This window comes from Bacillus sp. FSL K6-3312 (genome assembly GCF_038007485.1).
GTDB lineage: Bacteria > Bacillota > Bacilli > Bacillales > Bacillaceae > Bacillus > Bacillus pumilus.
On the sequence record NZ_JBBOXI010000001.1, the window covers coordinates 3,220,755 to 3,242,484 of the forward strand.

General features: G+C 42.0%; 20 protein-coding genes. 4 read left to right on the plus strand and 16 right to left on the minus strand.

Annotated features, from left to right (window positions below; all coding sequences use genetic code 11):
• Nucleotides 1-2 precede the first annotated feature (2 nt).
• Genes MHI11_RS17030 through MHI11_RS17045 form a run of 4 tightly spaced genes read left to right on the plus strand, consistent with a single transcriptional unit; the run spans nucleotide 3 to nucleotide 4,032 of the window.
• Nucleotides 3-1,427 carry a spore germination protein gene (locus MHI11_RS17030; protein ID WP_111912033.1) on the plus strand — a complete coding sequence of 475 codons (1,425 nt, stop codon included), beginning with the start codon at nucleotides 3-5 and terminating at the stop codon, nucleotides 1,425-1,427.
• Nucleotides 1,414-2,508, plus strand: a complete 1,095-nt coding sequence (locus tag MHI11_RS17035) for a GerAB/ArcD/ProY family transporter (protein WP_340961736.1) — start codon at nucleotides 1,414-1,416, stop codon at nucleotides 2,506-2,508. Before MHI11_RS17030 ends, MHI11_RS17035 begins: the two co-directional genes overlap by 14 nt.
• Nucleotides 2,505-3,626 (plus strand): Ger(x)C family spore germination protein, encoded by a 1,122-nt coding sequence (locus MHI11_RS17040; protein ID WP_340961738.1) that lies wholly within the window; start codon nucleotides 2,505-2,507, stop codon nucleotides 3,624-3,626. The genes MHI11_RS17035 and MHI11_RS17040 overlap by 4 nt, the downstream gene beginning before the upstream one ends.
• A 37-nt stretch (nucleotides 3,627-3,663) precedes the next feature.
• Nucleotides 3,664-4,032: a hypothetical protein gene (locus MHI11_RS17045; RefSeq protein WP_003212877.1), complete on the plus strand. Its 369-nt coding sequence runs from the start codon at nucleotides 3,664-3,666 to the stop codon at nucleotides 4,030-4,032.
• A 47-nt stretch (nucleotides 4,033-4,079) separates the two neighbouring features.
• Here the strand turns inward: MHI11_RS17045 and MHI11_RS17050 are convergent, their stop codons facing one another.
• The 16 genes from MHI11_RS17050 to MHI11_RS17125 all read right to left on the minus strand — a co-directional run bounded on the left by MHI11_RS17050 (nucleotide 4,080) and on the right by MHI11_RS17125 (nucleotide 21,728).
• Nucleotides 4,080-4,715: a response regulator transcription factor gene (locus tag MHI11_RS17050; protein ID WP_340961740.1), complete on the minus strand. Its 636-nt coding sequence runs from the start codon at nucleotides 4,713-4,715 to the stop codon at nucleotides 4,080-4,082.
• The gene (gene liaS / locus MHI11_RS17055; protein WP_044140903.1) at nucleotides 4,712-5,776 is read right to left on the minus strand and encodes a two-component system sensor histidine kinase LiaS; all 1,065 of its coding nucleotides are present in this window, start codon (nucleotides 5,774-5,776) and stop codon (nucleotides 4,712-4,714) included. The genes MHI11_RS17050 and liaS overlap by 4 nt, the downstream gene beginning before the upstream one ends.
• A complete protein-coding gene (gene liaF / locus MHI11_RS17060; protein WP_044140904.1) occupies nucleotides 5,773-6,537 on the minus strand; it encodes a cell wall-active antibiotics response protein LiaF in 765 nt (254 codons plus the stop codon). Before liaF ends, liaS begins: the two co-directional genes overlap by 4 nt.
• A 30-nt stretch (nucleotides 6,538-6,567) precedes the next feature.
• Nucleotides 6,568-7,437, minus strand: coding sequence for a LiaG family protein (gene liaG / locus MHI11_RS17065; protein WP_106067281.1), 870 nt, complete (start codon nucleotides 7,435-7,437; stop codon nucleotides 6,568-6,570).
• Nucleotides 7,438-7,548: 111 nt separating this feature from the next.
• On the minus strand, nucleotides 7,549-8,211 hold the full coding sequence (liaH, locus tag MHI11_RS17070) for a stress responsive protein LiaH (protein WP_065098044.1): 663 nt from the start codon (nucleotides 8,209-8,211) through the stop codon (nucleotides 7,549-7,551).
• A gap of 15 nt (nucleotides 8,212-8,226) precedes the next feature.
• Nucleotides 8,227-8,619, minus strand: coding sequence for a hypothetical protein (locus tag MHI11_RS17075; protein ID WP_065098043.1), 393 nt, complete (start codon nucleotides 8,617-8,619; stop codon nucleotides 8,227-8,229).
• A 166-nt stretch (nucleotides 8,620-8,785) separates the two neighbouring features.
• Entirely contained in the window at nucleotides 8,786-9,355 is a 570-nt protein-coding gene (locus MHI11_RS17080; RefSeq protein ID WP_065098042.1) for a cob(I)yrinic acid a,c-diamide adenosyltransferase, read from the minus strand.
• 123 nt (nucleotides 9,356-9,478) lie between these two features.
• Nucleotides 9,479-10,759, minus strand: coding sequence for a heme ABC transporter ATP-binding protein (locus MHI11_RS17085; RefSeq protein ID WP_065098041.1), 1,281 nt, complete (start codon nucleotides 10,757-10,759; stop codon nucleotides 9,479-9,481).
• Nucleotides 10,756-11,814 carry a FecCD family ABC transporter permease gene (locus MHI11_RS17090; RefSeq protein WP_340961746.1) on the minus strand — a complete coding sequence of 353 codons (1,059 nt, stop codon included), beginning with the start codon at nucleotides 11,812-11,814 and terminating at the stop codon, nucleotides 10,756-10,758. Before MHI11_RS17090 ends, MHI11_RS17085 begins: the two co-directional genes overlap by 4 nt.
• Complete coding sequence (locus MHI11_RS17095) at nucleotides 11,780-12,730, minus strand: ABC transporter substrate-binding protein (RefSeq protein ID WP_340961748.1); 951 nt, start codon at nucleotides 12,728-12,730, stop codon at nucleotides 11,780-11,782. Before MHI11_RS17095 ends, MHI11_RS17090 begins: the two co-directional genes overlap by 35 nt.
• Nucleotides 12,731-12,902: 172 nt before the next feature.
• The gene (locus MHI11_RS17100; RefSeq protein WP_340961750.1) at nucleotides 12,903-14,294 is read right to left on the minus strand and encodes a glycoside hydrolase family 28 protein; all 1,392 of its coding nucleotides are present in this window, start codon (nucleotides 14,292-14,294) and stop codon (nucleotides 12,903-12,905) included.
• A gap of 20 nt (nucleotides 14,295-14,314) precedes the next feature.
• A complete protein-coding gene (locus MHI11_RS17105) occupies nucleotides 14,315-15,808 on the minus strand; it encodes a UxaA family hydrolase (protein ID WP_044140914.1) in 1,494 nt (497 codons plus the stop codon).
• Nucleotides 15,805-17,262, minus strand: coding sequence for a tagaturonate reductase (locus MHI11_RS17110; protein ID WP_340961752.1), 1,458 nt, complete (start codon nucleotides 17,260-17,262; stop codon nucleotides 15,805-15,807). The genes MHI11_RS17105 and MHI11_RS17110 overlap by 4 nt, the downstream gene beginning before the upstream one ends.
• Before the next feature lie 59 nt (nucleotides 17,263-17,321).
• On the minus strand, nucleotides 17,322-18,332 hold the full coding sequence (locus tag MHI11_RS17115) for a LacI family DNA-binding transcriptional regulator (protein ID WP_340961754.1): 1,011 nt from the start codon (nucleotides 18,330-18,332) through the stop codon (nucleotides 17,322-17,324).
• Between the two features lie 68 nt (nucleotides 18,333-18,400).
• Nucleotides 18,401-19,837 (minus strand): glucuronate isomerase, encoded by a 1,437-nt coding sequence (gene uxaC, locus MHI11_RS17120; protein ID WP_340961757.1) that lies wholly within the window; start codon nucleotides 19,835-19,837, stop codon nucleotides 18,401-18,403.
• A gap of 136 nt (nucleotides 19,838-19,973) precedes the next feature.
• Nucleotides 19,974-21,728, minus strand: coding sequence for a sensor histidine kinase (locus MHI11_RS17125; RefSeq protein ID WP_044140918.1), 1,755 nt, complete (start codon nucleotides 21,726-21,728; stop codon nucleotides 19,974-19,976).
• Between the last annotated feature and the right edge of the window lie 2 nt (nucleotides 21,729-21,730).

Genomic DNA, 21,730 nt, shown 5'->3' on the forward strand with positions numbered 1-21,730 from the left:
TTTTGAATCAGACTCCATTGAAAGAGCACTTATACGATAATCTCTCCGTCATTCTCCCGCAATTAAAGGAAATGGATGATTTAGTCCATGAGAAAAAAACGCTGCCTCACGGGCAGGTTGTTTACTATTTATACATTAAAGAAATGAACGAAACCATGCACATTCAAACCTTCTTAAAGGTGCTACTGCAAGATCATACCTCTCTAACAAAAGAGAAGCTGGAATCCAATTTATCGATGATGACAACTCGTTCGGTGAAGACATTTGAAGAAATAATCGATGCAATTTTTCAGGGACACTGTGTGGTTTTGATTAACGGATTTCAACATGCTTATATTTTAGAAACGAAGGGAACAAAGAAACGCAGTTTAGGGGATTCTACATCTGAAACAGTCGTAAGAGGGCCGAAAGTTGGCTTCATTGAAGATTTAAATACGAACTTAGCTCTCGTGCGACAGCGCTTGAAAAACCCTGACCTCAAAACAGTGAACATGAAGATCGGGGAAAAGAAATACACCCAAGTGACCATCATGTACATTGACGGTATCGTTGAAACCTCTGTTTTAAAAGAGGTAAAAAAACGGCTCAAACAAGTCACCATTGATGATATACAAGACTCTGGTGTTCTTGAGGAGCTCATTGAAGACAATGTGTATTCTCCTTTTCCGCAAATTCAAAACACAGAACGGCCTGATAAAGTCGCCTCTGCTTTGAACAATGGGCGAGTCGCCATCTTTGTCGATCATTCGCCTTTTGTGTTAATTGTACCTGCTTCGCTCGCGACGATTATGCAATCACCGGATGATTATTATGAAAGATGGATCGCCGCCTCTCTCATTCGTATGCTGCGGTTTACCTCAATCTTTCTGACATTATTTTTATCAGCCATTTATATTGCGCTTGTGTCGTTCCATCAAGGACTTTTACCAACAACTCTGGCTATTTCGATCTCAAGTACAAGAGAAAATGTCCCCTTTCCGCCTATTGTGGAGGCACTCATCATGGAGATGACGATTGAGCTTCTGCGGGAAGCCGGCTTAAGGCTGCCAAACCCGCTCGGTCAAACGATCGGACTTGTTGGCGGGGTTGTCATTGGGCAGGCAGCCGTTCAGGCTCATATTGTGAGCTCAATCATGGTGATTATCGTCAGCGTGATGGCCCTTGCGTCCTTTACTGTTCCTCAATACGGGATGGGCATGTCCTTTCGTGTGCTCCGCTTTGTGTCCATGTTTGCTGCGGCTACCTTTGGTTTATACGGGATTGTGCTGTTTATGCTCGTACTCCTTACTCATCTCACACGGCAAAAAAGTTTTGGCACACCATATTTCTCACCAGATTTTGTGTTCAGCTATAAAAACGAGGACAATTCCATTATTCGATTGCCCTTAAAAAATCAACAGAAAGGAGAACGAGATGGTCAATCATAAAGAGTCGATATCAAGCTATCAGGCAAGTGCCATTATTGCAAATACAACACTAGGCGCAAGTATGATGATTCTGCCAAGAGCAATGGCTCAGGCTGCGGCTACACCTGACGGCTGGATTGCACTCTTACTCATGAGTGTCATTTACATTGTGTTTATTTTTGCAAATGTCCTGATGATGAAAAAAGTCCCCTTCTCCTCATATTATGATTATACGAATGAGGGACTTGGAAAATGGATTGGCGCGCTTGTTAACCTCTTGATTATTATTTATTTTCTTGGCGTTGCTAGCTATGAAGTACGGGCTATGTCGGAAATGGTGAAGTTCTTTCTGCTTCAAAACACACCTGTAGCGATGACAATGATCAGCTTTATTTTGGTTGGTTTTTATCTTGTCATTGGAGGGATTGGTGATTTAGCCAGGCTATTTCCTTTTATTCTGATTGTGACGCTCATCATTTTATTTGTCGCTTACGGACTGAGCGTGCAAGAATTTAAGCTAGATAACCTCCGTCCCGTTTTAGGAGAGGGATTCTCCCCTGTTTTCAAATCTTTGAACGCATCAGCCATTTCGTTTGTAGGCATTGAAATGATGCTGTTTATGCCTGCCTATTTGAACACGCAAAAACACACCTTTGCTTATGGTACAGTCGGCTTTTTGATTCCTGCGATCATCTATATTTTCACCTATATTCTTGTGGTTGGTGCGTTCACGGTGAAAGAAACGGCGACTTTGACTTGGCCAACCATTGCCTTATTTCAATCATTTGATATTCAGGGGATTTTTATTGAACGAATTGACTCCTTTTTGCTTATCGTTTGGCTGATTCAGCTTTATACAAGCTTTGTCGGATATACATTTTTTGCTGCAATCGGGGTGTCTAAACTGACCAAGTTTCCTAAAAAAGTGGTCCTTGTTTTAATGGGAATTGTCATTTACTTTGCAGCGATTTTTCCAAAGGATGTCGATACAGTGCGAAATTATTTAACCTATGTGAACAACCTCTTTTTCCTGCTGTTCGGCATTCTCCCGTTTCTCTTATTCATTATCGTGTTTTTCAAAAGGAGGCGGAAAACAGCATGAAAAAGAAGGCAGCTTGTGCTCTTTTGACGCTGGTTCTATTAAGCGGTTGCTGGGATAGTACAAATATTGAGGAGCTTAACATGGCGATTGGATTTGCAGTAGACAAAGGGGACCAAGGGAATAAATTAAAGGTATCTATGCAAGTCCTCGTTCCTCAAAAGATCTCTCAGGAATCAAACATCAAAGACCCTACGAAAATCATTGAAACAAACGGGGATTCTGTGCATCAAATATTCCACACAACGGCGCTGAAAAGCCATCGCATTTTCGCACAGCAGCTACGGGTGTTTTTGTTTTCTGAGGAACTCATCAATGAGAATGATTTCGACCTCGTCATTAATCAATTCATTCGAGACAATGAAACGAGGAGAGGAGGCCTCGTCTTTATGACCTCTAAAAATCCTGGAGACATGCTGAAAATCAATGACGACGGACAGCCAGCCTCTACGACCTTATACGATATTTCTGAGAATAGAAAATCGACCATTCTCATGTTTAAGACTGTCTCATTAGGAGATATTTCTTCTGCCATGCAAAACAATGTATCTTTCGCTATTCCGAAAGTCAGCGTCGATCAAGGAAAATTAATGCTCGATGGAGCCTCTATTATTAAGAATAAGCGATTTCTCACCAATATCTCTCCGTTAGCAGTACAGTCATACAATCTGTTAACTGGAGACGGACTGGGTGGAGTCATTGAATTTGAATATGAACACAGCAGCTACTCTTTTGAGATTTTCAAACTCAAGCACCATATTAAAACCAATAAATCAGCCAACGGAAAATATCAATTTGATGTGTCAGTGGAGCTTGATGGACGATTGTCTGAGGATTGGAATGAACGTGAAAACGCTTTTAATGAAAAGTATCTCAGAGAAATTGAAGGCGTTGTCAAGCGTCGATTAGAGACAAGCGTTAAAGATTTCATCGGTGAATTACAGCACGAGATCAAAGCAGATATTTGCGGGTTCTATCAAAAGGCGAGTATTGCCTACCCGAAGGATTTTCGAAAAGAAGCAAAACATTGGGATGAAATTTTTAGTGAATCAGATATTCGTTACAAAGCAAATGTGAAAATCCGTGACTTCGGGACTAAGGGCGCAACACAATCCTTATAGAGTATGTTAAAATGGTAAGAAAAAAAGGGTGTCAATCATGAAACGAGCTTTACTTTCGGCCGGCATTCTATTTTTGATTCTAGGAATACTCCTGTTAGTCGTTGTATTCATGCAATCAAAAGAAGATTTCTTCATTGAAGCCGACAGCTTTTCGAGCACATTTTTGATCGTGATTTATTATGGACAAACCCCTGCGCTCCTTCTTGTTGGAGGCGGTATATTCGTCGGACTTTCACAGATCATTGGTTTGCAAGAGAAAAAGGCAGCATTGGCAAAGGAGAGCGTAAAGCTATTATCCGAGATGAAGAAAGCCCTAGAAGACAAATCGGCCGAGGAGCAGGAGGCTTTTCCAGTTCCTGAGCTCCATCAACTATCCGAACGTCCGATCACAGGACAGAAGGACTAAATTTACGCATGTTCTAGCAGCTTTCTTTTGAAAGCTGTTTTTTTATTTTATTGAATCAGCTTATGACGATGCGCATACACAGCCGCTTGCGTCCGGTCTTCTACATCGAGTTTGGAAAGAATGTTTGTAATATGTGTCTTCACTGTTTTAATTGTAATAAATAGTTCCTCAGCGATGACTTTATTCGATTTCCCATCGGCAATCAGCTTCAAGATTTCCATTTCCCTTGCTGTTAATGCATCATGAAGGATCGATCCATTTGAGGAATGACGAAGTTTATTCATCACCTTTCCAGCTACTTTTGATTCTAGTCTTGGTTCGCCGATACTTGCAGACCGAATGGCATCTGCAATTTCTCCTGCCTTGGATGTTTTTATCAAATAACTTAAAGCACCTGCTTCAATCACTGGATAAACTTTATCATCGTCAATAAAGCTCGTCAGAACGATAATTCGTGCATCTTCAATTTCCTGACAAATTCTTTTCGTTGCTTCGATGCCATCCATGCCTTCCATGACAAGATCCATTAAAATGACATCTGGCCTTAATTCAACTGCTAGCTCTACACCTCTTTGTCCATCTGACGCTTCACCAATGACTTCAATATCAGCCTGTGCCTCTAAAAAAGCAGCAAGCCCCATTCTCACCATTTCGTGATCGTCGATTAAAAGCACTCGAATCATCGAACGTTCTCTCCTTTTCCTTCATCAAAAATGGGAACCTTCACATCAATTTGTGTTCCTTTTCCTTCAAATGACATAATCTCTGCGACACCGCCTACTTCACTTGTTCTTTCACGAATTGATTCCAGTCCGTAGGAGGCCGTCTTCACATGATCGGTTTGAAAGCCGATCCCATTGTCGATAATCTTCAGCTGCACCTGCCGATTTCGAATGAGCAGACGCACCGTCACCTTTGTCGCCTTTGCATGCCTGAACACATTTGACAGGGCTTCCTGTACAATTCGGAAGAGGTGATCCTCTACTCCTTTAGACAGCGGAACATCATCTTCTATTTCCCAATCAATATCAATCGGCTGCTTTGCTTGAAATTCATTTAGGAGCTCAATCAAGCCCTTTTTCAAGTCTTTTCCTTCAAGGGTGATCGGTCTGAGATGAAGCAAAAGGGCACGCATTTCATTTTGTGCATCGCCAGCCATTCGTTCGACTAGGCGCATCTGCTTTAAAATCTTTTCATCCTTTTCCTTCATGACTTCAAGAATCGCAGAGGTCATCATTGAAATCGCAAATAACTGCTGGCTGACCGCATCATGCAGTTCTCGTGCTAAACGCTGACGTTCTTCTGAGACGACCGACTTTTTCATTTGCACCTGCCATTCTGCCCGCTCATTCGAGAGCTTTTGCAAAGAGGCTACTTGACCTTCCACTCGTTTCGCCATTTCATTTAATTGATCTGCCGCTAAGCCAATTTCATCGTCGCCAAGAGACGGCAGTCTGTATGCAAAGTTCCCATTTTCAAACTTTAAAATCGACTCTACAAGCTGATCAAGACGCTTTTTATGCTGATAGCCAAATACATGTGAGGCAGAAACCCCAATGGCAAGACTAATGATCAGTAAAATACAAAAAAATGGGATGCCGAACCAGCGGGTAGAGAGGAGAATCATCGGATCAAGCTGATAATAAAAAAACATGGGCAGCATCGTCATGATGACAACACCAAGCGAGATCCCTACTCCAAGACGAATAGATTGCCACTGGATACCTAGATGGAGTTTCCTCATAAGTATCTCACATCCACATCTCCGATCAGTAAAGAGATGGAGATTTTCACTTTTCGTTTACTCTCATCGTAATTGTCGGTCATCACATACACTTTACTGCCGAATCCGCTTCTTTTTTCATCAATAATTTTCATATCACCAATGGCAGCTGAAGCACTCACACATACTTCAATATCCTGCGGTACGAAAATATCCACATCTCCGATGAGCCCGCTTATCACGATCGTGCTCTCTTCTTCTGCGATGATGGCCTTTGATAAGTCGATTTTGACATCCCCGATAAACCCTGAAATCGTCAAATCACTTAATTGAAACGGCTTTTTCATCAGCCTGACTTCACCGATAAAAAAGTCATGCTCCTTGCGCGGCTTTGTCTGGCTCTTTGTTTTCTTTTGCTCGCCCTCTTTTTCAAGATTGACTTTCAGAGAAGGCTTATCGCCCTCCGATGCTTCCTTTTTATCGACATCAAAAACGGGTTTGTTTTTCAATAAGCGATAGCCGGCATATATCAAAAAGGCCGCAAATAAATATCCTGTGAGACTAAATGTAATATTGAGCAGGAATTTTAAAAAGAGAAAGCCGGCAAAAATATAGGAAACTGAACCGAGCCAACGTTTGGATCTTGAGTGCAGCCAATAGCCTGCCAGCGCAAAAAACACGGGCCAAAACAATTCGGCTCCGATCCCAATAATTTTGAGAAATAGATTAATACCAAAAATCACGACAATGATGCCTAAAATTTGATTCCTTGAAAAACGCAGTTGACTCGCCTCCTTCCTTTCTTCCGTTCATTACCGCAGCTTTAAGTTTCCACTTGTCATTTCAATATCGACTAAGTGTGTCCCTTTTCCCTGCGTACCTGTAAAGCCTCGACCTTCACTATCTGCTTGATCAAAATGATAGGAGTGATCCACACTTCCACTTGTTTTTTTCACTTTGACGTTAAAATCTCCTTCATCCGGCAGGTTAAATTTTGCGCTGCCTGATGTCATGTGAAAGGAGACAGGTGATTCAATGGTATCAAAGCTTGCCGTCAATCTACCACTCGTCATTTCTAGCTGCAGTTCGCCTTTGACATCTTTAATATCGGCACGGCCTGAGGTTGCTCCAATATCACTATTTTTCGCATCGATGTAAGACACAGAGAGTCTGCCGGATGTCGCTTTGATTTCGACATTGTTTGCTGAGAAATTCTCGGCATTGAGGTTTCCGCTTGTTGATTTAAGCGTCACATCTTGAAGAGACAGTTTCCCTTCGCCGTCCACCTCACTGACGCCGCTTCCACCCGTAATCTTCACATTTTTATGATAATCTGTTGGAATTTTGACTAAGAGTTCTCCTTTTTCAAATGAAGAGAAAAACAAGAATCCTTTATTTTCAGCACGGACGTTAAATGTACTGCCTGTTTGTTCCGCATACATTTTCCCTTTTCCACCTACGACCATCACGGAAATATCGGAACGATTTTCAGGCTTTACCTTCACGCGAAATCCAGAAAGAGAAATATCTAATTGATCAATTTCATCTTTTTTCGCTGAAGCTGTTGTGACTGCTTTTTCACGGGAGAAACTCAAATGAAAGAGATCTTCGTTTTTGAAAAGCATCCCAATCATTAAAAAGACACCTACAAGTATACAAATTAGACCGATTAACCGCTTCATTCATACCATCCCTTTATCTTCTGACCTTTTCATTATAAGGAAAAGCGAAACAGAAAGAAATCAAATATCGGAAGAAAAATCCTGCTTTTCTTCCGATCTGCCATTGATTTCTTAGTTTGCTTGCTGCTCAGGCTTCTTCTCCAGCTTGAGCTTCTGCCATTCTTTTTCAACCTCATCAGCATAGTCTAGATGAGCATATGCTCCTTGATCCTCAAATTGTGTATAGCTGCCCGCTTTTGTCTCCATTTCTTCGATACGGTTCTCCATTCGAAGAAATTCTTTATATGCACTTTCACTATCTACTTTATTCATAGATTCGTTCATATGCTGCTTTGCCTGTGCGGCATTTGCTCTTGCTATGAGTGCCTGCTTCTTGTCTTTAATATCACGCAGCTTCGTTTCTAACTGCTGCAATTGCTCTTTCAGCTCTTTTAATTGTTTCACAGATTGCTGATAAGCTTCCTGATATTCCTGATGCTTTTCTTCAAAATACTTCATTTCTGTGAGCGCTTTTCGTGCTAATTCTTCTTCTCCTGCATGAAATGCCAGCTCAGCCTGCTTCTTTCTTTTATCAGCAAATGCTTCCGTCTCTTCTGCTTTGCGCAGGAAGCCTTGTTGAATCGTTTGCTGTTTGATGATCGCATGTTTCGCTTTGGCAATATCGTCCTCCATATCACGAACGTACTGATTTAGCATGACACGTGGATTCTCCATTTTATCTAAGCCCTCATTGACCGTTGCAACAAACATATCTCTCATTCTTCTGAATACCATTTGAATTTCCTCCTCTTATTTTTTCTTTAAAAAATCTTCCCATTCTTGATCAAATGACGTGTGCATAGGTTCTTCCATTTTCGGTGACGTGTTTGGCTCCATATATGATCTACTTGATGATTCTTTTGCCTGTTCACCATTGATCATCGTCCAGCCGAAGTAGAGAAGCCCCCCAGCCAATGCGATTCCAAGGATAAACGGCAGAGCTTGCACAACGATCATGACACCAATGACTGCTAGAATGACGCCGAAGGTTTTACTGCCTTTTTCATATTTCTTTACACCTACATAGATGAGCCACGCCCCAATCAGAATCGGGATCAGCCCTCCTAGTGAACCACCGAAGAAGATGGATAGACCGACAAACATTAAAATCGAACCGATGATGGTTTTACTTGTTATTTTCATCTTCATGCCTCCTTTCTTGCTCCTTGCTTTTACTATAGTCAAAAAAGAAAGCTGGCAAAACGTGTCGCAGATTGATCTTTCGTTGCGACCAGAGTCGTAACTTCGCTCAGACTGAGCGGTAGAATCCAATAAAAAAGCACTCTTCTCATTTGAAGAGTGCTGTTCTTTATTTAGACCGAAATACGTTTGCACTTCGTTCATATTCAACATCCGCTTCACCGAGCCGATGATTCACGATTCGGGCAGCTGCAAATAAATAGTCAGAAAGCCGGTTTACATATGTGAGCGCAACTGATGGAATCTCCTCCTGCTTCGCAAGCGTCACCATATGCCGCTCTGCTCTTCTGACGACTGTCCGCGCCACATGTAAAAGAGCTGCACCTTCCTGGCCGCCCGGTAAAATAAACTTCGTGAGTGGCGCGGCTTCTTCTACATAGACATCCATTCTTTGCTCAAGGACTGATACAGACATTTCAGTTAATTTACCTTCTTTCGGTGGTTTCACTGCTGCCAAATCACCGCCGCAGTCAAACAGCTCGTGCTGTATCACAATCAGCTCTGACAAAATGTCTTGAAACAATTCGCCATGCTGACGTAAATGTGCATGCGCGAGTCCAATGAAGCTATTCGCCTCATCTAACGTGCCGTACGCCTCTACTCTCACATCATCCTTATCGGCTCTCCCGCCGATCAAGCCTGTTTGACCTTGATCCCCTGTTTTTGTATAAAGTTTCATTGGTGTTCCTCCTTGTCTATTGCTTTGTCCTTTTAGTATAACCTGAAGTGAAAAGGATGTATTTGTTTAACTAAAGTACTGTAATCGCATCATAAACAAAAAAGCGAACCCTTTGGTTCACTTTTAAATGGCATTCAATGAATAAAGAAGAAGGTGCACTTTCTGCTTTAATCTTTCGTGTAAATGCTCATCATCTTCCGTTTCTTGCATACCCGCAGCAGCGATACATAGATGATGAATGAACATGCTCGTCTCCCGTTTCATCATGTGGACAAGCTGCCCCATGAGCTGAACAGACGATCCGTCTGATATAGACTCTTTCAGTACAAGCCAAATGGTCAACTCTTCTTGATGACGCATGCCGTAAAGCACCATGTCGTCGTCTGTGTCTTCAGCAGCAAATTGTTTTAGTCCACTTGTTTGATCGTAAAACAATAGTCCTTCACGATCATCCAACTCGTCACGAAGCATCTCACTTCCCGTTCCGAGAGACCTTTTCCAAAAGAAGCCGCCCTTTTTCTGATGTGAGGAAAGGATGCGGAGCGGCTGTTTGAGGGAAAACGTCATTCCTTCTCCGCCATACGTTTTCCACCCATCCGCTAACTTTGCATTTGATGCTACAGAAGCCCCCGCAGGTTCAATGGTCAACTGAGGGTTTGCCCTTCGCGGGTGTTGGAGCGGTGTTACATCTGTTTCATATACACGGTTGATTCGCTCAGGCGTCAAGACGTGATACGGCAGCCCTACTATTTCTGTCTTCCCTTCATCAAGTAGCAGCAGCCGATCACAATACAAACTGGCGATGTTCACATCATGAAACACACCGATCACCGTCAACCTAGAGGAAGTGGTCTCTTCTTTAATTAAATCAAGCAAGTCTTTTTGATAGGCCAAATCAAGAAAACTGGTTGGTTCATCCAGCAATAAATATTCAGGCTGCTGGGCTAGTGCCTGTGCCAAGTACACACGCTGCTGTTCTCCCCCGCTTAGCTCATGAATAGATTGATCCTTAAATTGAGCAACATCCGTTTGTTCCATTACTTTGTTTACGATTCGCATATCCTCTTGGGTAACAGATTGTAGCCATCCTTTTTGATATGGATAACGACCGAATTGAACCGTTTCTTCCACTGTAAATGAGAAGGCTTGGTCCGTTTTCTGCGGTAGAACAGCCATTTTTTGCGCAAGCGCCTTTGGACGATAGGATTGAATCAGTTGACCGCTCAGACGTACCTCACCACTATCAGGTTCCAGCAACCCAGAGATCATTTTAAGCAAGGTCGACTTCCCGCTTCCATTTGGACCAAGTATACCGAGAAATTCCCCTTGCTTTACCTCAAGACTGATGCCGCGTATGACCTCTTTCTCTCCATATCCACCTTTGATTTCCTTCACTTGAATCATAGATGCGTCCCTCCTCTATATTTACGGATGAGGATGATGCCGAATACAGGGGCACCAATTAACGCTGTGATGATGCCGATCGGCAATTCAGTCGGCTCAATGATCGTACGTGATAACACATCTGCTAAAACGAGAAAGGAAGCGCCATTCAGCATAGACAAAGGCAGGAGGTGCCGGTGGTCTGTGATCGCTAAGAGGCGAATAAAATGCGGAATCACAAGTCCCACAAATCCGATCGTACCTGACACCGCTACTGCACTACCAGTCAGAATCGATCCAGCAAGCAGCACGATATATTTGCTCCTTTTCACATGTACACCTAATAGCTTTGCTTTCTCCTCGCCATACGTCATGACATTCAAATCTCTCCCAATCAGCATTAATGCAAAGGTCCCAACCAGAAAGAAAGGAAGGAAAAGCGCAATATAGCGCCAGCCCCTCATGGACACACTGCCAAGAAGCCAATGAATAATCTCTTTTAAATCATCACCCGTTAAAGCAATCATTAATGATATAAGCGCGCCCAAAAAAGAGCTGAAAATCACTCCTGTTAAAATTAAAGAGGAAATGCTCATCCCCCGATGAACAAGACGCGCAAAAAAGAGGACGAGACATAAGGTCACAAGCGCTGTTGTCATACTGAAAAAAGGCAGCGTGAAACTGCCGAGCAAAGGGAGCTGCAAACTGAAAAATAGGGTCGCGACGGCTCCAACTGATGCCCCTTGAGAAACCCCCAGCGTATAAGGGTCAGCAAGAGGATTTTTTAATAAACCTTGAAAAGCTGCACCAGATAACGCCAGCGCTGCTCCGACTAGTGCCGCTAATATCACTCTAGGCAGCCGGATATTCATCATAATATTGCGATCAATTGAATCTATTGTGCCTATGTGCACACCGAATAGTTCATGAACAAATATACGGAGAATAGAAGGAATGGGAATCCCTAAGCTTCCAAAGGAGATTCCCATTCCAATGCTCACCACAAGAAGTAAAGCACTTAGTGTGTATGCGATGACGAATTTATTTGAACGTGTCAGGATAGATGCTTTTCGCAAGAGCCTCGACTCCTTCAACCAATCGCGGCCCCGGTCTTGATGCGAGATCCGTATTCAATTGAAAGACTTGTTTTTCCTTCACTGCTTTGATCGCATTCCAGCCGTCTCTCTTTTTCAGATCAGCTAAACTGGAACCATCAATTGTGACGATCACGTCAGGGTTTCGTTTGATAATTGATTCCTCTGTCATTTGTACCCAGCCAGTTTGATCACCAGCAGCATTTTTCGCATGGATAACAGAAAGCATTTCATCCATAAATGTATGAGTACCTGTTGTATAAATTTCAGGCGTACCTGAAACTTCAACAAAGACTGTTTTTTGTTTGTCTTTGGAGATCGCTTCTGCTTGTTTCTTGATGTGATTCAATTTTGCTTTCATCTCGTCTACAAGCTTTGTTGATGCTTCTTTTGCACCTGTTGCTTCACCGATCATATTGATCGATTTGTACACATCCTTAAAGGAAGTGGCATCATTTACAGTCAGTACTTGAATTCCTGCATCCTCTAGCTGTTTAAACCCCTCTTTTGATCCCATCTGTGAGGCATGAGCTAGTACAAGATCAGGCTTTAAGGAAATCACCTTCTCGACATTGAATTCAAGTCCGCCAATTTTCTCTACCTTTTCAACTTCCTTTGGATAATTGTCAAAATCAGATCGTCCAACCATTTTATCTCCAAGACCAAGCGCATACGCAACCTCTGTATTACTTGGAATTAATGAAACAATTCGTTTAGGCTGTTCTTTGATTTCGACTGTTTTACCTGCTGCATCTTTAATCGAGACAGGAAATGCCGCAGTCGTTGTTTCGTTACTTTGTGAACTCTTTGCTTTATGGTCTGTTTCAGCACCTGCACATCCTGCTAAAACACCCATCACAAGCAGGAGCGATAGCCAAATGGCCGTTAACTTTTTCATGAATGAACCCCCTGATTTATGTACTGCTTGACGAAATCTCTTCCGTCAATTCTTTTCTAATTTCGGGAATATTATACTACAGTGCAGATAGGTTGTATATGTGATTTCTAAAAGCGTCTTTTTCGTTCTGATAAAAGAAAAACAGCCTCTAAAAAGACTGTTTTACGCCCATCTATTTATTAATTTGTTCCCCATTGATGACAACTTTCTGAAATGAAGGCGCTACTGCATGCTCCAAAGAAAGTGGATACGTCACATGATCTATGACACAATTTTTCATGTTGAAATGGGTCACGGGGGAATGTGAGTAGGCGGCTATTTTCACACCATATCGTCCGCCGCTGCTTTTCAGCCCTTCTACTTCAATATGACGTACAACAGGACGATGTGGACCCGCATCTCCTTCCTCATACATCATGTCGATACAGACCACTTCATGCTTTAGGCTTTTGACTGTGTTGTTTTTAAAGTAAATATGTTCAATGGTACCGCCTCTGACAGAGTTGGTTTTAATCCGCAGTGCCCGGTCAAGGTTCGGACTATCCATGACATTATTCTCTGCATAGACATACCTTACCCCGCCAGAGATTTCACTCCCAATCGTCACTCCGCCGTGTCCATCACGCATCTTATTTCTACGAATGACAATGTTTTCAGATGGAATCCCTATTCTCCGTCCGTCCTCGTTCCTTCCAGATTTGATGGCAATACAATCGTCGCCATTATCAAAATAACAATCTTCAATGAGCACATTCCGGCAAGACTCTGGATTGACACCATCTGTGTTTGGTCCATGCCCGATAATATGGACTCCACGGACAATCACATTTTCACTTAGTACAGGGTGAATTTGCCACATCGGTGAATCCTTCACTGTCACTCCCTCAATAAGAACTTGCTGACATTGGTAAGGCTGGATAAAGCTTGATCTTAAATAATGCCCTTCTCCAAACACTCTTTCTTCTACTGGTATTCTCTTTTCAGCCATGTCAAATAGAAGCTGACGATCTCGATCTTGAGAAGGCTGGCCATTCGTGCCATATTTCCAAGGCCACCAATGATGCTCATCCCCTCTGCCATCAAGCGTTCCAGCTCCTGTAATGGCAATGTTTTCTGCATGGTGTGCATAAATGAGAGGTGAATAATTATAAAGCTCAACCCCTTCATATCTTGTCAGTACAAGCGGCAAATAGTCCTTTCGGTTTTGGCTGAATGCCACATACGCTTTCTCATGCAAATGCAGCTCTACATGACTCTTCAATTCTAGCGCACCTGTCACAAACGTCCCTTCTGGAATCAGCACACGTCCCCCTTTCAAACGGTGCGCATCATTAATGGCAGACTGGATAGCATCTGTTGAAAGCTCGGTTCCCTTCGCATCTGCACCATAATGAACCACATTAAATTCACGATCAGGGAACAGCGGTGCTTTTATCTGCTTTAACACTTGATCGATTCCGTTTGCTTCTTTGTCTTTCTTCCCTTGTCTTGCTAAACGAGTGAGTCCGATTCCTGTGAGTACCGTTCCTGCTGTGATATACATTAAATCCCGTTTTTTAGACACGTTCTCATCCCCCAGTCGCCTTAAAGTGTGACACCTGTTTTGAAAATAGCCAGCTCTCTAAAATTGTTTTTTTCATGATTTAATCGCTTTCCGCTCGCCACATCAATGACAGTTGAAATAAATTTTTCTAACACAACATCTTCTGGTACATCTTCAAGCAGTTCTCCCGCATTAAAGTCAATCCAGTGCTTTTTTGTTTCATATAAGGCTGTATTCGTCGAGACCTTCATTGTTGGGACAAACGTGCCGAATGGTGTCCCTCTGCCTGTTGTAAAAAGGACAAGCTGACAGCCAGAAGCGGCAAGAGCAGATGAAGCAACCAAATCATTCCCCGGCGCACTTAATAAATTTAAGCCCTTTCGCTTCAGCAATTCCCCATATTTCAACACATCTTGAATGTCAGAAGTCCCTGCTTTTTGTGTACAGCCGAGAGATTTATCCTCTAATGTCGAAATTCCACCTGCTTTATTTCCCGGGGAAGGATTTTCATATACTGGCTGTCGATGATCCATGAAGTATTGTTTAAAGTCATTGATCATTTGCACAATATTGTCGAAGGTCGCTTCTGATTCCGCTCTCTCCATTAAAATCGTTTCAGCTCCAAACATTTCGGGCACTTCTGTTAACACTGTCGTGCCTCCTTGAGCAACAATAAAATCGGACAGCCTTCCTAAAAGCGGATTTGCGGTAATGCCGGAGAATCCATCTGATCCCCCGCACTTCAAGCCGATTTTCAGCTCAGATAACGGGACCTCTTCACGGTGATCTTCTTTCGCTGCCTCATAAATTTCTTTGAGTAAAGCGACTCCCGTCTCAATTTCATCACCTACTTCTTGACTTCTTAAAAATTTCACTCTCTCACGGTCATATTCACCTAATGTAGACTGAAAATTGTCAATATCGTTATTTTCACATCCAAGTCCGAGGACGAGCACTCCTCCAGCATTGGGATGCTTCACGGCATTTTGTAAAATGGTTTTTGTATTTTCATGATCGTCCCCAAGCTGTGAACATCCGTAATTGTGCTTTAATACGAGTGCTGTTTCAAACGGATGGATGCTTCCGCCCATTTCAGCGGTAAAAATTTGGATGATTTGATCGGCGATGCCATTTACGCATCCAACGGTTGGGACAATCCAAAGCTCATTGCGAATCCCGCTTTCCCCGTTTTTTCGTTTATATCCTTTAAATGTAAGATTCGTTTTTTCATAGGGGTTATCTGTGAATGAAGGCTTGTATTCGTAATCAAGCTTTCCTGATAAATTGGTTTTGATGTTATGTGTATGCACCCATTCTCCAGCAGAAATGGCAGTCGTTGCATGCCCAATGGGGTAGCCATATTTCATGATATTCTCTCTTTGCTTGATATCAGCCAATGCAAACTTATGACCTTTGGCGATGGTCTCTTTTAAAACAACGGAATGATCTTGATGCTGCAGCTCCTCCCCTTGTTCAAGTACTTTTAAAGCAATACCGACATTATCTGAAGGGTGAATCACAATAAAATCTTTCATGCCTTCTCCCCCTGACTTTCATATTGATGTTGCAGCATTCTTTGAACAGCCCTTCTCATCCCTTGCTCCTGTATGAAGGTAAGCTGATCAGCTACAGCATGACCCAAATCATTTATATCCGTTAAATTTCTCCCCCATAATGACTCATATGATAGAATCTTAGCTGCGATCGCTTCATTAGATTGGTTCTCTCCTTCAAAGGCTTCCTTCATGAATACCAGTACAGTCTCATCATCCTTTATCTTATCTGCATGTGATCTGTAAAAATAAATGAGGCTACTGAGTGAAAACACGAGTTTCATTGGCAGCTGTTTCTTTTGCTCAACATAATCAAGCAATGACGGAAGAATACGGGTTCGAAACTTAGACACACCATTGAGCGCAATATCCAGCAATTGATGCTTCACAAATGGATTGCAAAAGCGATCCCAAACCGATTGTGTATAAAGAAGAAGCTCATCTCGAGAGAGCTCAAGCCCTGGCAGCACTTCCTCCTCCAGCATCCGCCGGATGAACGTACCAACATCCTCATCATCCACAGCCTCTTTTACAGTTTCTCCCCCGCATGAGTAAGCGATTGGCACCATCGCTGTATGGGCACCATTTAAAATCCGTACCTTGCTCATGCGATAAGGCGCAATATCCTCTACAAAAAGGACATTTAAACCCGCTTCTTGAAAGGGCAGCTCTTTTTGTACGAAGACAGGTGCTTCAATAACAAATAGGTGATAGTATTCTGCCGTGACAAGCAACTCGTCGATATACCCCTCTTCCTTTTGGACAGTTTCAGCTGCTTCCTTAGAAAACCCAGGAACAATCCGATCCACAAGCGTATTACAAAACGTATTGGCTTCCTTGATCCATGTGATAAACGCAAGCGGCAGGTCCCACTCAGTTGCCATGTCTATCACATATTCCTTCAAGCGATCACCGTTATGTTCAACCAGCTCACATGGAAGGATGATCAGCCCTTTTTGTTCATCTCCAGCAAATGCTTTAAACCTGTGATATAAGAACGCTGTCAGCTTTCCTGGAAAACTCGCTTGCGGTCGATCCTCCAAGCAATCCTCCTTTCTGAACATAAGTCCTGCCTCTGTCGTGTTGGAGAAGACAAAACGGAGATCGGGGTTTTCAGCTACTTGTAAAAAAACATCATAATCCGTATAAGTACTGATTCCTCTGCTGATCGATTGAATGACCATGCGCTCATTCATTTCTTGCTGGTCATGATAGCCCTGTATACATAATGTGTATAAGCCATCTTGTTCATTTAAAGCTGCAACAGATCCTTTTCTCGGAGGAACAACAACAGCTCTTCCTTTAAAATCTGTGCAGTCGTTCAGCTTTTGGATGTGCCAATTAATAAAGCCTCGCATAAAATTCCCTTCACCAATCTGCAAAATCGTTTCTGGATACTCAGGCACCGGGTATATGGTTTTTGATAAACGTTTCAAATGGATTCCCCTCTCTACAATTTATGCACACGTGAACATTTTTCTATAAAAGATGCTGATTACTGCACCTTTTTGACTGAATCTCTGATCATCAACTCTGTGTGGACATACACTTTTTCCATATGATCCTCTTCCTGCTCTTCACCGTTTATGACCGATAGGATGGCTTCTGCTCCAAGTGCACACATTTTTTCGATTGGCTTTTTTACCGTGGTCAGTGCAGGCGTGGTGTAGGATGAAAATGCAATATCGTCAAAACCAATAATAGAGACATCGTCTGGACACGTCTTGCCCTTTGCATATAAAGCATTCATCGCACCAATGGCCATGTCATCGTTAGAGCAAAAAAGCGCTGTTGGCGGATGATCAAGTGTCAGCAGGGATTCCATTGATTCATAGCCGCTTTTCATATGGTAGTCACCCGTGATCATATATTCTTTTTTCATAGGAATATGGTGATCAATTAACGCTTGGAGAAATCCAGCTTTTCTCTCCTGAGTCGATTTAAAGCCTTCTTTTCCTTCAATGATGGCGATTTGTTGATGGCCTTGCTGAATGAAATAGTGCGCTGCCTGATATGCTCCTTGACTATCATCTGCTAATATATTCATCACTTCATTACTTTCTACACGGCGATTCAGCACAATGATTGGAATGCCCTGTTTCTTGACATGATGGATAAACGCTTCATCGTGCTCGCTTTGGCTCATCAGCAAAATGCCATCGTAGCGCTGTTTATGAATGGTTGTGTAATCGTGAAAATCGTCAATACCCCTAACAAACAGATTGTAATGCTCTGTCATGACGCTATTGACACCTTTTAACGCATCCACAAAGAAGCTTGAGGATGTGCCTTCTGTTAAACTCGTGAAAAACAGACCGATTGTAAACGATTTTTGTGATACAAGGCCTCTGGCATGGACATTTGGTGAATAGTTCAGCTGTTTTGCAATCGACAAAATCTTTTGTTTTGTCTTCTCTTTAATAAAAGGACTGTTATTCAAAGCCCTTGATACTGTGGTATGAGAGACATTTGCCAATTTTGCTATGTCTTTAATTGTGACTGTCATGCTATTCCGCCTTTTATGATTTTTTTCCATCTTATCATAAAACCGCTTTCATTTTCTTACCTTTTTCCTCATGTGATTTTACTTTGATGATGGAGCTGCTTTGCCCGGTCAAATTGAAAATATTGCTTGGCATTTTCATAGCTGATACCTTTCACAATGCCCCCTAACAGCTCAAGGTCATAGGGGACTTCTCCTTTTTCTACCCAATCCCCGATGATATCACAAAGCAGTCTTCGGAAATATTCATGCCTTGTATAGGACAAAAAGCTTCGTGAATCTGTCAGCATCCCGATAAAACGGCTGATCAGTCCGATACTGGAAAGAGCCATCATCTGCTCTGTCATTCCTTGCTTCGTATCATTAAACCACCAGGCTGTGCCGTGCTGCATCTTCCCAGGTGTCTTCCCGTCTTGAAAGCTTCCAGCCAATGTTGATATCACTACATTGTCCCTTGGATTTAAGGAATACAGAATCGTGTTTGGCAATGCATCTTCTTGTTCTAAACGATCTAATATTCGGCCAAGCGGCTTTGCAATGTCTTCGTCATTCATCGCATCGTACCCCGTATCTGGTCCAAGCCTCTCAAACATTTTCGTATTGTTGTTTCTAAGTGCATTGATATGAAGCTGCATTGCCCAGCCACGCTCACAGTAAGCCTGACCTAGCATAATGAATGTCTCTGTTTTAAATTTAATCTTCTCTTTTTCCGTCAATGGATGATCAGACATTCTTTTATGAAAGATGGTCTCCACTTCTTCTTGTGTCGTTTCTTCATATGTCATTTCATTAATGGCATGATCCGAGATCAAGCAGCCTTGTTCATGGAAAAAATCAATTCTCGCACGGAGGGCATTTAAGAAGTCTTGGTAGGATTGTATTGGGATAGCTGAAACTTCTGCCAGCTCATGAACATATTTTTCAAACAGATCATTCGCTATATCGAGTGCTTTATCAGGTCGAAACCCCGGAAGCACTTGTACAGAGAATCCCTCTTCCCGCAGTTTTTGATGATATTGAAGTGAATCGACCGGATCATCTGTTGTCACAACGGTTTCAACGTTTGATTTCATGATGAAGTCTCTCGCCCCAAATCCCTCTCCTTGCAGCTTTTCATTGATTTTCTGCCAAATGATGTCTGCATTTTTTTCATTTAATAGGTATTCGACTCCGAAATACCTTCTCAGCTCTAGATGGGTCCAGTGATAGAGCGGATTTCCTATGGTCATAGGGACGGTCTTCGCCCACGCCAAAAATTTATCATAATCAGATGCATCCCCCGTGACGTGCGTTTCAGGGATGCCGTTTGCTCTCATGGCACGCCATTTGTAATGATCTCCATAAAGCCATGCCTCGGTAATATTTCGGAAGGTTTTATTTTCATAGATGTCTTTAGGACTTAAATGACAATGGTAATCTATGATTGGAAGATCCTTTGCAAACTCATGGTATAACTTTTCCGCCGTTGGACTGTTTAGTAAAAACTGCTCATCTAAAAAGGCTTTCATCAAATTCCCCCATCCCTCTTATCGTATGAAAATAATTTGTTCACGTTAACAATTTAATTGTAATCGTTTATAAAGTTGATTTCAATCCTAAAACAGGAAAAAACGATCTCCTTAAGAAAGGAAAATCGTTTTTTGGCTATTTTACAGGAGGTGATTTTTTTAGGATAATCGCAATAGTTGTTCCTGCACCTGGTTCACTATCCACTTGAATATCGCCGTCATGCAGCAAGACAAGCTCTTTTGCTATTGCTAGACCAAGTCCTGTTCCATTCGTTGGGTCATTTGTATTTGTCCCTCTATAGTAGCGGTTAAATAAGTGATCGACCGTTTCTTGTGCCATTCCGCATCCGTTGTCTTTCATTTCGATCCGAACTTCTTCTTTTGTTTCAGACAAAACAGCTGTAATATGCGTGCCTTTTTGGTTATGCTTGACTGCATTCGCCAGCAGGTTCTCAATCACTCGTCTGAACCAAGCTTTGTCGATCTCAAAGATGACACCGTTAGTTTGATCTTCAAAAGAGGATGAAAAATCCTCAGAAAAAGAGCTTCTTGAAAACTCGTCCATAATAGAGGCTAAAAATTCACCCAGCTCGACCGGCTTTCGATTAATAGGCAAGGCCCCATTTTTCAATCGATACGTGAGGTTTAAATCTTCAATCAAGGTCGACATGTATTCTGATTTCTCACGAATCACCTGTCCCATTTCCATGACTTCTTCTTTTGACCATTGATATTGATCAGATTCAAGCATGAGCCCGTAGCCATAAATCGTACTAAGGGGTGTTTTCAAATCATGAGACAATCCTGCAATCCATTCTTCCCTTGTGGTTTGAATTTTTCTTCGGTTTGCTTCATTCTCTTTTAATGTAAGCGTGAGCTGATCCATTGTTTTTAGGATATCCTCAAATAATCGGTATTCCCGCTTAATACGACCTTTTTTATTTTTACTGATTGGAATTCCTTTTCTATTTGTTGGTTCCTGTAATTTATTTCTAGATAAGAAAATCAGCCAGCGGATAATGTGATAGATCGGCAGTCCATAGCGATACGAGTACCATAATGTCATGACGATAATAATCGTAATCGCAAGACCTGCAATTAAGATGGTCGTATATTGATTTAAAGCGTCTGTTTCTTTATCGTATAATCCATCTGGGCTGTATACTTTATTTGGTACAGAAATAATGATATACCGGTTTTTATTCACCCTGATATAAGACAGATCACTTCTAAACTCCCAAGGCTTTGATTGATACTTGAGCAGTTCAACATCTGTTACCTCATGCTTCAAATTGGTATTGGCTCGAATGCCCTTTAAATATTTCCCTTCATCATTGAACAGATGCACCGATCCATTCATTCTCTTCAAGAATTCTTTCGTATCAACCGAATATTGAGAGAGTGCAGCCAAGTCTTTCTCGTGCTGCTTCAGATAATTGGCGACCTTTGTGCTGTTCGTTTTGAACCCATACAACACGATAAAGCTTTTTTGATCAATTTCAATGGGCCAGAAGTACATCTTGTAATCTTTGAATTGTCTTTTTTCAAAGATCTTGATCATTTCATCCTTTTGATAGGATGTTGGAATGGACTTAGGGCGGTGATAGCTATAGACGTTATCCTTTTTTGAATCAATGACTTGCAGCCATCCGTCACGTTTTCTCACTGCTTGCTTGAGCTGATCATCAGCTTCCATTTCTCCATCCTCGTTAAAATAAAGCCAGCTCATGAGTGTATCTCCATCAGCTTTTGTTAAGCCGGTTTCAGCCATGTTCTCGTAGTATTTTTTTAAATATAAATTATCAGAGAACGTATTTCCGATCACCAAAATGGCAATCAAAATAAACATTTGTCCAACAAAGTGAAAGAAGAGTTTTGCTCGTAAATTCATAA